The sequence below is a fragment of the Hymenobacter profundi genome, assembly GCF_019334315.1.
Taxonomy (GTDB): Bacteria; Bacteroidota; Bacteroidia; order Cytophagales; family Hymenobacteraceae; genus Hymenobacter; species Hymenobacter profundi.
In genome coordinates, this window is sequence record NZ_JAHWGL010000031.1 from 16,920 (window position 1) to 31,298 (window position 14,379).

Sequence of the window (14,379 nt, forward strand, 5' to 3'; positions counted from 1 at the left end):
AGATACAATAGTAGCAAGCCGGTGCGGGCAACTTGTTGCGTTCTTACCTTTGAACGCGCGCTGCCCGGGCGCTTGCTTTCACTACCCACCCCTACGATATGAAATTCGGAACCAAAGCCATCCATGCCGGCGTGCACCCCGATCCGGCCACCGGCGCCATTATGACGCCCATTTACCAAACGTCTACCTACGTGCAGACCTCGCCCGGCGAGAACAAGGGCTATGAGTACTCGCGCACGCACAACCCTACCCGCTCGCAGCTACAGGACGCAGTGGCCGCTTTGGAAGATGGCAAGCACGGCCTAGCCTTTGCCTCAGGAATGGCCGTGGTCGATTGCATCATCAAGCTGCTGCAACCCGGCGACGAGGTGATTTCCACCAACGACCTCTACGGCGGCAGCTACCGCATCTTCACCAAAGTATTTGCGCCGCTGGGCATCAAGTTTCATTTCGTGCCTATGCACGACATGGCAGCCGTGCGCGAAAAGGTGACGGACAAAACCAAGCTGATCTGGGTGGAAACGCCCACCAACCCGCTGCTCAACATCATCGACATTGAAGCCGCCGCCGAGGTAGCCCACGAGGCCGGCGCCCTGCTGGTAGTCGATAATACCTTCTCGACGCCCTACCTGCAAACGCCCCTTGCGCTGGGTGCCGACATTGTGATGCACTCCCTCACCAAGTACATGGGCGGCCACTCCGATGTGGTAATGGGCGCTTTGGTTGTAAACGACGACGCCTTGCTGCAACGCCTGGCGTTTCTGCAAAACTCTTGCGGCGGCACGCCCGGCCCCCAAGACTGCTTCTTGGTGCTGCGTGGCCTCAAAACCCTGCACCTGCGCATGCAGCGCCACTGCGAAAACGGTCGCGCCGTGGCCGAGTACCTGCAAGCACATCCGAAAGTAGAGAAGGTGTTTTGGCCGGGCTTCCCCGAGCACCCCAACCACGCCGTAGCCGCCAAGCAAATGCGCGACTTCGGGGGTATGATTTCCTTCGTGCTGAAAGGAGATAAGCAAGAAGACGCCATTGCGGTGCTCGAAAAACTGAAGCTCTTCACGTTGGCTGAAAGCCTGGGCGGGGTAGAAAGTCTCTCGGGCCACCCCGCCACCATGACGCACGCCAGCATCCCGGCCGAGGAGCGCCGCAAAGCGGGTCTCTCCGACTCCCTTATTCGCCTGAGTGTAGGCGTGGAGGATATTGAAGATCTGTTGGAAGACCTGGGCCAGGCAATAGGGTAGGAGTAGGTAAACCGCCTGTCGTTAAAATATAACGGGTAGCAAAGCGTCTGCTTAGCTACCCGTTCAGACAGAACGTCATTTCGACCAGCACGCGAGATTTCTCCCGCTGGTCGAAATGACGTTCTGTTTTATCTGCCCGCCTGACTAAGTCATACTTATGAAAATCTCTTCCCATTTCGATGGCAAGCGCTACCGCAATGCTGTGCCAACTGCTATGTCCACAGCCACCAGCTACTGGCAGATGGCCCGGCGCTGGCTGCTAGGCAAAGAGCAGCGCGTGCCCAAGCCGGCACTAGCAGGCTTCTCGGTAGATGCCGTGGCGCTGGCCCAACCGGTGCCGCCTACTGCCCTACGGGCTACCTGGCTGGGGCACTCCATGGTGCTGCTGGAAATTGACGGCCGCCGCTTCCTGACCGATCCGGTATGGCGCCCGCGCAGCTCGCCGGTGAGCTTTATGGGGCCGAAGCGCTTCTTTCCCAACCCGCTACCCTTGGCACAGATGCCGCCGCTGGATGGTGTGCTCCTCTCTCATGACCATTTCGACCACCTTGATCCTCTCGCCGTGCGGGCACTGGCGCGCACGGGCGTACCGTTCTTTTGCCCGCTGGGGGTAGGGCGCCACCTGCGTCGTTGGGGCGTGGCTCCCAATAAAATTACAGAATTGGACTGGTGGCAGACCCACACGCTGGCGCCCAACTTCACGCTGGTGGCCACACCCGCCCGGCACTTCTCCGGCCGCCGCCTCGGTCTCGATCAGGATGCTACCTTGTGGGCATCGTGGGTGCTGTTGGGGCCTACTCACCGCGCCTTTTTTGGCGGTGATTCCGGCCCGTTTGCTGATGCCTTTCAACAGATTGGGGACACCTACGGACCCTTCGACCTGACGATGCTGGAGATAGGCGCCGCCGACCCTGACTGGGCAGATGTGCACATGGGCCCTACAGTAGCCGTAGCTGCCCACCAAGCCCTGCGCGGCAGGGCGCTGCTCCCCATTCACTGGGGTACTTTCAACCTGGCCTACCACGCCTGGACCGACCCGGCCGAGGAAGTGCAACAAGCCGCCGCCTCTGCTGGCGTAGCGCTGTTGCTACCCCGGCCCGGTGAGCGGGTGGAGGCCGCGCAAGCGCCTTACGTGTCTGGGTGGTGGCGGGGGTAGGGGCTTGCTTAGTTACCGGAAAGCGGCTTGCAATCTACAAATAGCGCGTTTTCGTACGGATCATAGCGGCGTAGCATTCCAAGTTAGGTAAGCTAGCTGCTTATTCCGATAGTATGCGTTTCCTTGCTCTCCTATTTGCCTTACTACCCTTTTGGGCCTGCACGCACACCGAGGTGCCGCCTACGCCGATGGTCACACCCCCCGTATCGGCGGCTACTATTAGCTTTCTATCGTTAGGCGACTCTTATACTATAGGCGAGGGCGTGAGCGAACAAGCCCGCTGGAGCGTGCAGTTGGCGCAACAGTTGCGCCAGCGCGGTACCGAGGTAGCGCCGCCCGCCCTCATAGCCCGCACCGGCTGGACAACCCAGGACCTGCAACGGGCTATTGTGGCCTCCGGCAATCAGCGCACCTATGAGCTGGTGTCGTTGCTGATTGGCGTCAACGATCAGTACCAGGGGCAAAGCGCCGCTGATTATCGCCCACGCCTACGCCAACTGCTGCAAACGGCCACGCGCTTTGCCGGTGGCCGTTCTGGCCGAGTGGTTGTGCTGTCCATACCAGACTGGGGACAGACGCCCTACGCGCAAGGGCGCAACCGGACGCAGATTGGCGAGGAAATCGACCAGTTCAACGAGGTGGCCCGGCAGGAATGCCAGCAGGCCGGCGTTGCCTTCGTGGACATTACCAGCCTCACGCGTTCCGCCAGCGGTGATGCTTCCCAGTTTGCTCCCGATGGCCTGCACTATTCCGGTCAGCAGATGGCAACATGGGCGGAAGCGGCGCTACCCGTGGTGCAGAAAGTAGTGGCCGTGAGCGCAAAGTAGTTGCACGGCTGGCGGTGGCGCGCCACTTTATAAATTGCTGATAAGCATATAATGGGCTGAAGTAGAATAGCTTATAACTGTATCGCTACGGAAGAAGTATACTTTTTTTGTTTCAAGCAATACATCCTGCGGGATATTCTGTTCATATCGTGAAAAACGGTAGATGGTCGCCCTTGTAGGCTGTTGTTGGCATCAAGAAGGGTAGTCCTTTTCGGCAAATTTGCATCTTCTTTTATTTTCCTCTCTGAACGCGTATGCGCCAAACCTTACTCACTTCTATTGTGTGTGCCAGCCTGTTGCCCGCCGCCGCGTGGGCCCAGACGCAGACCATAACCGGCCGCGTAACTGGTCCTACCGGCGCAGCCATCCCCGGCGTGACGGTGCTGGAAAAAGGCACCAACAACGGTACTTCTACCGACGCGGAAGGGCGTTACCAGCTTGCTGTGCCCACGTCGGCTACCCTCATTTTCTCGGCTATTGGGCAAACACCACAGGAAATTCCGCTGAATGGGCGCTCCGTGCTAAACGCGCGTTTGCAGGATGCCAGCACCAGCCTCAATGAAGTGGTGGTAACGGGTTCACGGGCTACCGAGGGCCGCTCCAATATCCTCACCACAGCACCAGTCGATGTTATTTCGGCCCGTGAGATTAAAGCGTTTGCTCAAACGGATGTCACCCAAGTGCTTACCTATGTTGCGCCTTCTTTTCAGTCGTCGCGGCAGGCCGTTTCGGATGGTACCGACTTCGTGGACCCGGCCAGCTTGCGCGGCCTTGGCCCCGACCAAGTGCTGGTGCTGGTGAACGGCAAGCGCCGCCACAACTCGGCCTTGGTCAACATCAACGGCACGGTAGGGCGGGGCTCGGTAGGCACCGACCTCAACGTAATTCCCACGGCCAGCATCAAGCGCATTGAGGTGCTGCGCGACGGGGCATCGGCCTTGTATGGCTCCGATGCCATTGCGGGTGTTATCAATATTCAGCTCAAAGACGATTCGACGGGCGTGACCAGCACCGGCTACTACGGCCAGACTGCTGAATTCGACGGCAAAACCGAGCAAGTTGACATCAACGTGGGCATTGGCCTAAACAAGCGCGGCTTTCTGGACCTGAGCGGGCAGTTTCTGAACCGCGGCTATACCGACCGCTCATTTGCGGACCGGACGCCGCTGATTTACTTGGGTAGCGGCGGAGCCTATCCGGCTTCTGCCAATACTGAGGAAGCCCGCCGCGCCCTCAAGGCGCAGGACGATGCGCTGGTAGCGGCCAATGGTTTCGACCGGCGAGACTTTCGGGTAGGGCAGTCGGCTACGCGCAACTTCGGTGGCTTTCTGAATGGTGGGTATCGACTGGGACGTGGCTACGAGGTGTACCTGTCTGGCGGTGCCTCGTACCGCACGGGCCAGGGCTCGGGCTTCAACCGCCTACCCAACCAGGCCACCCAAAGCGACCTGACCATCTTTCCGAACGGCTACCTACCCTTCATCAACACTACTATCTACGACCAGTCGGCTATTGTGGGCGTGCGCAACACCTTCGGCGGTTTTGCAGTTGATTTGAGCAACACCTTCGGCCGCAATGAGTTGCGCTACGATGTCAGCAACTCCGTGAATGCCTCCCTACCTCAAGGACCCGGCATTGTAAACCCAACAGATTTCTACGCAGGCCGACTGGCGTTCCTGCAAAACACTACGAACTTGAGCGTGTCGCGGCGCTTCATGGACGTGGGGCCGCTGGCTAGCCTAAACGTGGCTGCGGGGGGCGAGTTTCGGTATGATAACTTCCTGATTGGCAAAGGGGAGTACGCGTCGTATATCAACGGTGGCCGCAGAATCAACGGCGCGCCTACTGCTTCTGGCGCCCAGGTGTTTCCGGGGTATCAGCCCCAGGATGAGGTGAACAAGGGCCGCACCAACGTGGCAGGCTACCTCGATTTTGAAAGTGACATTACCGATAAGCTGCTGGTGCACCTGGCTGGCCGGGCCGAGCGCTACAGCGACTTTGGCGGCAATGTGAGCGGCCAACTGGGCGCGCGCTACAGCATCCTGCGAACGGTGGCCGTGCGCGGTTCTATCGGCAACGGTTTCCGGGCGCCCTCGTTGCAGCAACGCTACTTCACCAATACCAGCACGCAGTTTGTAAGCGGACTACCCAACCAGGTGCTCACCGTTAACAATGATAACCCGATTGTGCGCAACAGCTTTGATGACCCCAGCCAGCGGGGGTTTGGGGTAGGGTCGCTGAAGCAGGAAAAGTCGAAGAACTACAGCCTGGGCCTCACCAGCAGTATCGGCCGCACCTTCACGCTGACGGTAGACGCCTACCAGATTGATATCCGCGACCGGATTGTGTTGTCGTCGCAATTTGCCAAGAGCAACCCCGCCGTGACGCCGCCTACCATTGTAGACCAAATTCTGGCCGGCCGCGATGTGAGCCGAGTACAGTTCTTTGCTAATGCTGTGAATACCCGCACCCAAGGCATTGACATCGTGGCCAATGAGCGCCTGCCCTTGGGCGAAAACAGTCGCCTGACGCTGACAGCTGCTGCCAACTTCAACAAAACGGAAGTAACGGGCTTCAACAGCACGTCCTCTACCATCAACAACGACCAAACGGTAGGGACCAGCAACCTGCAAAACACGCTCTTTGACCGGCAGCAACGGACCCGCCTCGAATACGGCAACCCGCGCAGCAAAATCAACCTGTCGGCGGCGTATACCCGCGGTATTTTTGGCATAGAAGCCCGCACGGTGCGCTTCGGCGAAATCCGCTCGGCCGACGCCAACCCGGCCCGCGCCAACCTCGACCAGACCTTCTCGGCCAAGTGGATTACGGACTTGACGCTGAATGCGCAAATCACCAAGCAAATAGGATTGGCCATCGGCTCCAACAACCTGTTCAACGTGTATCCCGACAAGATTTACGTGAACCCGCGCAACGACCCAAACAACTTCTCCGTGGACCCCAACCTGAGCTATAGTTCTTCGCTGGACAACTCCAACCGGGGCCGCTACCTATACAGCGCCAACCAGTTTGGCTTCAACGGTGCGTTTTACTTTGCTCGCGTAAGCGTTTCGCTGTAAGCACTTAGTGTACTACTGAAACGGCCAGCCTTCTCAGAAGGCTGGCCGTTTTGCTTAAGGTAGGGAACCGTAGAGCTATTGCCCACCAGCACTCGCCGCCGAATTACTATCCAGAATCTGAAACAGCTCGTTGAGCTTGGGCGTGAGGATGATTTCGGTGCGGCGGTTCAGGGCTTTGTCGGCGGCGTTGTCGTTGGGGGCTATGGGTAGGTATTGCGAGCGGCCCGAGGCCGTCACGCGCTGAGGCGCTACCCCGCTCACGGTGAGCAAACGGGCAATTTCGGTGGCGCGCAGCACGCTTAGGTCCCAATTGTCTTGCATGCCAGCTGTGCCACGCGAGATGGGCACATTGTCGGTGTGACCTTCGACTACCACATTCACATCGGGTTGCTCTTGCAGCACCTGGGCCAGCTTTTTGAGGGCATCCTGGCCTTTGGGGTCTACCTTGGTAGAGCCCGATTTGAACAGCAGCTGCTCTGAAAGCGACACGTACACCTTGCCGTTGCGCAGCTCTACTTTCAAATCATTGGACTTGAAGCCTAGGAGCGCATTATTAACCTTGGCGCGCAGGTCGTTCACGGCCTTGTCTTTGGCAGCCAGTGCCTGTTGCAGCTCCGCTAGCTTTGCTTCACGCGTTTTTAGGTCTGTATTAAGCTGGTCGATTTGCGTACGGCTTTTCTTCAGGTTCACATCCAGCTCGCCCAGCTCGGCTTCGCGGCGGGCCAGGTCCTTAGCTACCTTGTCGTAATCGGCCGATTTGTTGGCCATGGCCCGGTCGCTGTTCTTGAGTAGTTTATCGTAGGAGTCGTTCAGCTCGCCATACAGGCTTTGGGTTTTGCGCAGGATGTTGCCCGTTTGGGTAGAATCGTTTACGAGGCGCTTCTTATCGAGGCGGAGTTGGGCTAGCTCGTCGTTGGCTTTCTGCAACTCGGCTACTGCCTGGCGTTGGCGTTTTTCTAAATCTTCTTTGGCTTGCTGGGTAGCCGTTTGGCGAGCCTGTAATTCGTCGTATTTGCGGGAGGCTACGCAGCTGGGTAGGGTAGTGGAAGCGGCCACCACAAGAGCGGCTAGGGTCAGCGAAGAGAATTTATACACGGAATAAACGTAGGTGAAACAGCAAGAGTAACGGAATAGTCCGATAGGGCCTACCCTGTAGCAAGGTAGCCAGTTGCGGGGGCAACTTCCAATTCTTAAGGCCGGCTCAAACCATTTTTCAGACTATCTTTGTTGCTGTTCAACGCCGAATACAATGCTTGCAGTCAAGTTATTAGCCGAAATTTCTATCTGAATTTCAGAAATAGCCAGACAATTCTTCCGGCCAAAAAGCCGGCCCGTAGCCACCCTGCGTAGTATCTTTGTCGTCACACGCTAGTATCCGCCCCTCAATTCTTACCTGATGTCTTGGTTTAAACGCGTAGAAAAAGGCATTGTCACGCCCACGGAGGAAAAAAAGGAAACCCCCGACGGCCTGTGGTACAAGTGCCCGGAATGCAAAACCGTGGCTACCATGGCCGAGCACAAGCGCCTGCTCTATACCTGCGCCAACTGCAACCACCACGACCGCATCAACTCGGCCGAGTATTTCGAGGTGCTGTTTGACGATAACCAGTTTACGGAGCTGGACGCCGACCTCACTTCCGGCGACCCGCTGCACTTCGTCGATACCAAGCCCTACCCCCAGCGCGTGGCGGCTACCGAGCGCGCCACCGGGCTGCACGATGCCGTGCGCACGGCGTATGGCCGCAGCCAGGGCGCCGAGCTGGTGATTGCCTGCATGGATTTCAAATTTATTGGCGGCTCCATGGGCTCGGTGGTCGGCGAGAAGATTGCCCGCGCCATCGACTACGCCCGCCAGCACCGCATCCCGTTCCTGATGATCAGCAAATCGGGCGGAGCGCGCATGATGGAAGCCGGCTACTCCCTGATGCAGATGGCCAAAACGTCGGCCAAGCTGGCGCTGCTCTCCGAAGCCGGTGTGCCTTATATATCCTTGCTTACTGACCCCACCACGGGCGGCGTAACGGCCTCGTTTGCCATGCTGGGCGATTTTAATATTGCCGAGCCGGGGGCACTCATTGGTTTCGCTGGCCCGCGCGTTATCAAGGAAACCATTGGCAAGGACCTGCCGAAAGATTTCCAAAGCTCCGAGTTCGTGTTGGAGCACGGCTTCCTCGATTTCATTGTAGATCGTAAAGACCTGAAGCAGAAGCTGGCCGATTTGCTGCACCTGTTGCGCCCAGCCGCAGTGGCAGAGGCTGCAACCGTGACGGCAGCACGTCGTTAAATAAATTGCCGGCAAAAGCGGCAAGCTTTTTGAAAAAGTCTCTTCAACTGTATTATTCAGATGTTGAAGAGGCTTTTTTCGTGTTGAGGTGCTTGACTCAGATAGCCTTACAGCTATAAAGCAATTTCAAACAAACATTTTTGGCCGAAGTACAGTACCCAACACCGGACAACCATCGTTTCTCTTTCCCTACATTTTTCACCAAAGTTCCTACTGATGAAATCTCCTAATGCAATTATTTCGCTGTGCTTGGCACTGATGCTGTTTCTGAGCTCGTGCGCAACCTCGCGCAACCCGAACATTCCGGACGCCAACGGCACTGGCCCACGCAAAACTGGTATGAATAAAACCACGAAGGGTGGTCTGCTGGGTGCTGGTGGCGGCGCTGTAGTAGGCGGCGTACTCGGCCGCGTAATTGGCGGCTCGGGTGGTACAGCTGCCGGCGCTATCATTGGTGCTGCCGTCGGTGGTGGTGCTGGTGCCCTCATTGGCCGCAAAATGGACAAGCAGGCCGAAGAGCTACAGCGCGATATGCAGAACGCTAAGGTAGAGCGCGTGGGCGAAGGCATTAAAGTGACCTTCGACTCGGGCATCCTGTTCGATACCAACAAATCGGATCTGCGTCCGGCTTCGATGACGGAAATTCAGAAGATGGCTGCTACCCTCAAAAAGTACCCCGACACTAACATCCTGGTAGAAGGCCACACCGACAACACCGGCACCGACGCTATCAACGACCCCTTGTCGTTGCGCCGCGCCCAGGCTGTTGCCAACTACACGCAGACGCAAGGCGTAGATGCTTCGCGCATCACTACCAACGGCTACGGTTCCAAGCAGCCCATTGCTGATAACTCGACGGAAGCTGGTCGTCAGGCCAACCGCCGCGTAGAAATCGCCATTTTCGCCAACGAGAAAATGAAAAAGGCTGCTGAAAACGGCACGCTGTAAGCTCAACTATAGCGTAAGGCAAAGGGCTACTCCACACCGGGGTAGCCCTTTTGCGTGTAAGAGTTCGGTAAAAGGGAGCGTACCTCAACTTGAAGTAGTGGCCTTACGTTATAAAGCCTAAATTTTTCTCATTCAGGCCGTTTTTGCGCCTTTTACGATAGCAAGACCATGAAGAAGTTACGTTTGCTCGCCCTTGCCGGCGCTTGTTTTTTTATGACGGAATGCCGGACTAGTACGGCCGTAGGCGCTGGTGCTGGTGCCGTAGGCGGCGGCCTGATAGGCGGGGGTAAAGGAGCTGCGATTGGTGCTGGAGTAGGCGCCATAGGCGGTTCACTCTATGGCAAAAGCCGCGATAAGAAAAAACGCGAGCAGCGCCGGGAAGAACGCCGTAACCGTCGCAATAACTAGCCCAGCAATATACTTCGCGGGCAATAGCAGCAGAAGGACTATCCACGATGGGTAGTCCTTCTGCTTTTAGCGTTGGTATCAAATACCGTATTTCGCTGCTAGCTCAGTGGCGAACCAGAAGATTCTGAAGGGCAATTATTTGATAATCAAAAAGCAACTAAGAATTGTGCTGAAGGCATAACAAATAGGGGGATTTTGGCAAGGTGGTTGCCAATAGGCTAGTGGCAGCCCGGTGCTGTGCGTATTCTCTCCCATTTATCTGACTTTTATGAAAACCTCCCGTTCCCTACTCTCCCTGCTGCTGGCGCTGCTGTTGCTGGGTGGCCACTTTGCCGAAGCGCAAACTACTACAACCACCAAAAAGCCTATGAGCAAAACCGCGAAGGGTGGTTTGCTGGGTGCCGGCGGTGGCGCCTTGGTAGGCGGCGTACTTGGTCGCGTAATTGGTGGTAAAAACAGCACCGCCGGTGGTGCCATTATTGGCGCGGCAGTAGGCGGCGGCGCGGGCGCCCTTATCGGCCGCCGTATGGATAAGCAGGCTGCCGAGTTGAAGCGTGAAATGGCTGGTGCCACGGTAGAGCGCGTAGGCGAAGGCATCAAAATCACCTTCGACTCGGGTATTCTATTTGCTAAGAACTCCTCTACACTGACCTCAGCGGCGCAGGAGAATATTGCTACCCTGGCTGCTACCCTCAAAAAGTACGGCGACACCAACGTACTGGTAGAAGGCCACACCGATAACACCGGCACCGACGCCATTAACAATCCTTTATCGCAGCGCCGGGCGCAGGCTGTAGCCAACTATACGCAGTCGCAGGGCGTGGATGCATCGCGCTTTCAGGTGACGGGCTATGGTTCCAAGGAGCCCGTTGCTGACAATTCGACGGAAGCTGGCCGCAGCGCCAACCGCCGTGTAGAAGTGGCTATCTATGCTAATGAGAAACTGAAGAAAGCTGCCGAAAAAGGCACTATCTAACAAAATTCGCGTTGCCAGGTACTACAGTCAGCGGCTTCCCTACCTAGGGAAGCCGCTACTTTTTTCGGGGCTAGAGAGGCAACTCCACGGGGCGCTTGTGGGTAGAAAGCACATGACCAACGCCGCCCCACTTTCGCCTGCCCAGAAAACCTGGGAAAACCACTTGATCCTGAACGATTTCTACGGCGAATTATCCTCCACTCCGCGCCGTACACCCATGCGTGAGCTCATCAGCACCGTGTTGTCGCACCGCACTACGCACGCCGACGAGGAGCTGGCCTACTCCCGCATGCTAGAAACCTTTGGCGACTGGGAGGGCGTACTGGCCGCGCCTACCCCTGCGTTGGCCCATGCTATCCGCACCACGCGCTGGCCCGATACCCAGGCGCCACGCATACAAGATATTTTACGCCGCATTAAAGCCGAGCGGGGCGAGTTTACGCTGGATTTCCTGGCCGACTGGCCCACCGAGCAGGGTTTGCAATGGCTGACCGACATGCCCGGCATCGGCCTGAAAACGGCCTCACTAGTGTTGCTGTTCAACTTTCAGAAACCCGTACTGCCGGTCGATACGCATGTGCACCGCATTGCCCAGCGGGTAGGGATGATTGGGCCGAAAGTGTCGGCAGACCGGGCGCACAAGCTGCTACTGGAACAACTTCCGCAAGATGCGCGGGTGCTGCTCAACTTTCATAAGCACAATTACTGGCACGGCCAGCGCGTGTGTCTCTACACCAAGCCCGACTGTGCCCGATGCCCGCTCAAAGCCTTTTGTGACTACTATACCGAGCACTACGGCCCCGCCACACCCGAGGCGCTGGCTGCTACCCCCAAGCACTGGGATACGGCCTGGGGTGAATTGCCTCACTAAGTAGGGTAAGTAGTTTAACAAAACGTCATTCCGAACTGATCGAGGAATCTCGCGTGCTTATGTTGTATACTATACTTTCATCAGCACGCGAGATTCCTCGACCAGTTCGGAATGACGTTCTATAATTAGCTTTGACGTAACAGCTATCAGCTAAAAACTCATGCGCCTTGTTCGTCACCCGGTTCTGTGCAATTACTATGTCACCTATCGGTGCAATGCAAAGTGCTCATTCTGTGATATTTGGGAGAAGCCTTCTCCTTATATTAAACTAGAAGACGTAGAGCAGAACCTGCGCGACTTGAAGCGCCTGGGCGTGTCGGTGGTAGATTTTACAGGTGGGGAGCCGCTGTTGCACCGGCAGATACATGAGTTTGTGGGGCTGGCGCACGACATGGGTTTCATCACTACGCTCACCACGAATTGCCTGCTCTACCCCAAATACGCCGAGCGGCTGCGCGGCAAAGTGGATATGCTGCACTTCTCGCTCGATGCCTCTGAAAAAGAAGTGCACGACCGGGGTAGGGGCGTGGCCTGCTACGATTTTGTGCTGGAAAGCATTCGAGTAGCGCGAGAATTGGGCGAGCGGCCCGACATTCTGTTCACCGTCTTCCGCGAAAACCTGAAGGATCTAGAAGCCGTGTACCGAGACATCGCGCAGCCCAACAAGCTGATGCTGATTCTGAACCCAGCCTTCGAATACAACGGTGTAGACGCCGGCGAGCAGCTGACGATTGAAGAACTAGATTACCTCTCTGCCTTCGGCCGTCGTAAGGGCGTCTACCTCAACGAAGCCTTCATCCAGCTCCGCCGCGATGGTGGCAACCACGTAGCTGCGCCCGTGTGCCGAGCGGCCAGTACTACCCTGGTCATCTCACCCAGCAACGAGCTGGTGCTACCTTGCTACCACCTGGGCCAGCAGAAATTTCCGGTGGAAGGCCGTTTGTTCGACCTCTACAACTCCACCGAGGTGCAGCGCCTGGCCGCCCTGGAAGGCCGCCTACCCCAGTGCGAAGGCTGCACCATCAACTGCTACATGCAGCCCAGCTTCGCCGTCGAAACCAGTAAGTATTTCTGGCAGGCCTTACCCAGCACCGTGAAGTATAACGTAGCCAAAGGCACCTGGAAACGGATGCTGACGCGGTGAAATGGTGAGGTTGTGAAATGGTGAGATGGTGAGTGGCAATGTCATCCTGAGTGCAGCGAAGGACCTTATCACGCCAGAACGACAAGCGTAACAACGACTCGTTCAACTGGCAGAAGGTCCTTCACTTCGTTCAGGATGACAACCGTATTTTTACTCACCATTTCACTACTTACCACTCCTTATGCTTCTTTTACCTGTTCGCGGAAAACAACCTGAAATTGGCCCTGACTGCTACGTGGCCGATAATGCTACCATTGTGGGTGATGTGGTGCTAGGCGCCCGCTGCACCGTATGGTTCAACGCCATCATTCGCGGCGATGTAAACAGCATCCGTATCGGCGAGCAGACCAATATCCAAGATGGTGTGGTAATTCATTGCACCTACCAGCGGGCGGCCACGGTTATTGGCAGTCGTGTGAGCATCGGGCACCGCGCCATTGTGCACGGTTGCACTGTAGAAGACGACGTGCTGATTGGCATGGGCGCCATCGTGATGGACCATGCGGTGGTAGGCTCGGGGTGCATTATTGCGGCCGGCGCGGTAGTGCTGGAAAATACGCAATGCGAGCCGGGCTACCTCTACGCCGGTGTTCCAGCCCGCAAAATCAAGCCCGTAACGGATGAGCAACGTACGACCATTCAGCGCACGGCTGATAACTATGTGCAGTACGCAAGCTGGTTTAAAACGGAATAATGTTTGTCAAATAGATAGGAGTTGCTATAATCGAGAGCCATATTACTTTTTGCAGATAGAGTGAGAAGTACTCAAGTTTGAGAAGAGTACTGCAATGTTTTTATGAAAGCAGTAAGATGTCTCTCGTTTAGGCTCTATCTTTTTCAAACTTTATTTATGAACAAACTCTACATCCATTTAGCTGGCGTCTTGTTGGCTGCAACCTCGTTGACTTCGTGCAATAAAAGTCAATATGCATTTAAGCCTACCGTCTCGCCATATCATGTAAATACCACGCAGAAGCGTGTGGCAGTCGTTACAGAAGAGCCAAAATCCGCTTCTGCTGCATTAGCCGAAACACATGTTTCTTCTGATCTAATTATAGCAACTTCTGCTACCCAGACTCAGTTTGCGAAGCCTAACATAAAAGGCGAAAAGCCTTCCTTCAAAGCTGTCATGCAGAAGCCAGGTGGTAAGGTTCGGCAAATGGCAGTTGCTGGCGTGTTCAAGCAACTTCGTAAACCGCTTGCGCAACACAATGAAGTGTCCAAGGTTAGACGAGGTATGTCGAGTGCAGGTCGCGCAGGCATCATCATTGGTATTGGAGCAGTTATTCTTCTGATAGGCGGCCTTATTGGTGGAACAAACTTTGTGGCTACAATTGGTGGTATTGTCTTTTTGGTAGGGGTGGTATTACTGATTATAGCTTTAATTAACGGGAGATAGATCATAAACAGGAAACTTACAAAAGCTGGGTTCACACGAAAAAAGGGC

General features: G+C 56.2%; 13 protein-coding genes. 12 read left to right on the forward strand and 1 reads right to left on the reverse strand.

All coding sequences use genetic code 11. From position 1 onward, the window contains the following. Positions 1 to 98 precede the first annotated feature (98 nt). From KYK14_RS09550 to KYK14_RS09565, 4 genes are all read left to right on the forward strand, one after another. Positions 99 to 1,238 carry a cystathionine gamma-synthase gene (locus KYK14_RS09550; protein ID WP_208309075.1) on the forward strand — a complete coding sequence of 380 codons (1,140 nt, stop codon included), beginning with the start codon at positions 99 to 101 and terminating at the stop codon, positions 1,236 to 1,238. Positions 1,239 to 1,395: 157 nt separating this feature from the next. After that, the gene (locus KYK14_RS09555; protein WP_219158645.1) at positions 1,396 to 2,394 is read left to right on the forward strand and encodes an MBL fold metallo-hydrolase; all 999 of its coding nucleotides are present in this window, start codon (positions 1,396 to 1,398) and stop codon (positions 2,392 to 2,394) included. A gap of 113 nt (positions 2,395 to 2,507) precedes the next feature. Continuing rightward, positions 2,508 to 3,221, forward strand: coding sequence for an SGNH/GDSL hydrolase family protein (locus KYK14_RS09560; protein WP_219158646.1), 714 nt, complete (start codon positions 2,508 to 2,510; stop codon positions 3,219 to 3,221). 254 nt (positions 3,222 to 3,475) lie between these two features. Beyond that, the gene (locus KYK14_RS09565) at positions 3,476 to 6,301 is read left to right on the forward strand and encodes a TonB-dependent receptor (RefSeq protein ID WP_219158647.1); all 2,826 of its coding nucleotides are present in this window, start codon (positions 3,476 to 3,478) and stop codon (positions 6,299 to 6,301) included. Positions 6,302 to 6,376: 75 nt separating this feature from the next. On the opposite strand, the gene KYK14_RS09570 is transcribed toward KYK14_RS09565, so the two are convergent. After that, on the reverse strand, positions 6,377 to 7,396 hold the full coding sequence (locus KYK14_RS09570) for an OmpA family protein (protein WP_258048910.1): 1,020 nt from the start codon (positions 7,394 to 7,396) through the stop codon (positions 6,377 to 6,379). A gap of 301 nt (positions 7,397 to 7,697) precedes the next feature. Between KYK14_RS09570 and accD the strand changes: the two genes are divergently transcribed. From accD to KYK14_RS09610, 8 genes are all read left to right on the forward strand, one after another. Continuing rightward, positions 7,698 to 8,585, forward strand: coding sequence for an acetyl-CoA carboxylase, carboxyltransferase subunit beta (accD, locus tag KYK14_RS09575; RefSeq protein ID WP_219158648.1), 888 nt, complete (start codon positions 7,698 to 7,700; stop codon positions 8,583 to 8,585). Between the two features lie 216 nt (positions 8,586 to 8,801). Next, on the forward strand, positions 8,802 to 9,533 hold the full coding sequence (locus KYK14_RS09580; RefSeq protein ID WP_219158649.1) for a YiaD family glycine zipper/OmpA-like lipoprotein: 732 nt from the start codon (positions 8,802 to 8,804) through the stop codon (positions 9,531 to 9,533). A gap of 213 nt (positions 9,534 to 9,746) precedes the next feature. Then, positions 9,747 to 9,941: a YMGG-like glycine zipper-containing protein gene (locus tag KYK14_RS09585; protein WP_187318887.1), complete on the forward strand. Its 195-nt coding sequence runs from the start codon at positions 9,747 to 9,749 to the stop codon at positions 9,939 to 9,941. 268 nt (positions 9,942 to 10,209) lie between these two features. Then, positions 10,210 to 10,917 (forward strand): YiaD family glycine zipper/OmpA-like lipoprotein, encoded by a 708-nt coding sequence (locus KYK14_RS09590; protein ID WP_185281176.1) that lies wholly within the window; start codon positions 10,210 to 10,212, stop codon positions 10,915 to 10,917. A 112-nt stretch (positions 10,918 to 11,029) separates the two neighbouring features. After that, a complete protein-coding gene (locus tag KYK14_RS09595; protein WP_219158650.1) occupies positions 11,030 to 11,788 on the forward strand; it encodes an endonuclease III domain-containing protein in 759 nt (252 codons plus the stop codon). A gap of 160 nt (positions 11,789 to 11,948) precedes the next feature. Beyond that, positions 11,949 to 12,932: a radical SAM protein gene (locus tag KYK14_RS09600; protein WP_219158651.1), complete on the forward strand. Its 984-nt coding sequence runs from the start codon at positions 11,949 to 11,951 to the stop codon at positions 12,930 to 12,932. Between the two features lie 181 nt (positions 12,933 to 13,113). After that, positions 13,114 to 13,626, forward strand: coding sequence for a gamma carbonic anhydrase family protein (locus KYK14_RS09605; RefSeq protein ID WP_219158652.1), 513 nt, complete (start codon positions 13,114 to 13,116; stop codon positions 13,624 to 13,626). A gap of 156 nt (positions 13,627 to 13,782) precedes the next feature. Continuing rightward, on the forward strand, positions 13,783 to 14,331 hold the full coding sequence (locus KYK14_RS09610) for a hypothetical protein (RefSeq protein ID WP_219158653.1): 549 nt from the start codon (positions 13,783 to 13,785) through the stop codon (positions 14,329 to 14,331). Positions 14,332 to 14,379 lie beyond the last annotated feature (48 nt).

Excerpts from the sequence above, each read along its gene's own strand:
- KYK14_RS09585 (WP_187318887.1), top strand. The coding sequence starts at position 9,747 with ATGACGGAATGCCGGACTAGTACGGCCGTAGGCGCTGGTGCTGGTGCC.
- KYK14_RS09595 (WP_219158650.1), top strand. The coding sequence starts at position 11,030 with ATGACCAACGCCGCCCCACTTTCGCCTGCCCAGAAAACCTGGGAAAAC.
- KYK14_RS09610 (WP_219158653.1), top strand. The coding sequence starts at position 13,783 with ATGAACAAACTCTACATCCATTTAGCTGGCGTCTTGTTGGCTGCAACC.
- KYK14_RS09550 (WP_208309075.1), top strand. The coding sequence starts at position 99 with ATGAAATTCGGAACCAAAGCCATCCATGCCGGCGTGCACCCCGATCCG.
- KYK14_RS09600 (WP_219158651.1), top strand. The coding sequence starts at position 11,949 with ATGCGCCTTGTTCGTCACCCGGTTCTGTGCAATTACTATGTCACCTAT.
- accD (WP_219158648.1), top strand. The coding sequence starts at position 7,698 with ATGTCTTGGTTTAAACGCGTAGAAAAAGGCATTGTCACGCCCACGGAG.
- KYK14_RS09560 (WP_219158646.1), top strand. The coding sequence starts at position 2,508 with ATGCGTTTCCTTGCTCTCCTATTTGCCTTACTACCCTTTTGGGCCTGC.
- KYK14_RS09555 (WP_219158645.1), top strand. The coding sequence starts at position 1,396 with ATGAAAATCTCTTCCCATTTCGATGGCAAGCGCTACCGCAATGCTGTG.
- KYK14_RS09605 (WP_219158652.1), top strand. The coding sequence starts at position 13,114 with ATGCTTCTTTTACCTGTTCGCGGAAAACAACCTGAAATTGGCCCTGAC.
- KYK14_RS09590 (WP_185281176.1), top strand. The coding sequence starts at position 10,210 with ATGAAAACCTCCCGTTCCCTACTCTCCCTGCTGCTGGCGCTGCTGTTG.
- KYK14_RS09565 (WP_219158647.1), top strand. The coding sequence starts at position 3,476 with ATGCGCCAAACCTTACTCACTTCTATTGTGTGTGCCAGCCTGTTGCCC.
- KYK14_RS09580 (WP_219158649.1), top strand. The coding sequence starts at position 8,802 with ATGAAATCTCCTAATGCAATTATTTCGCTGTGCTTGGCACTGATGCTG.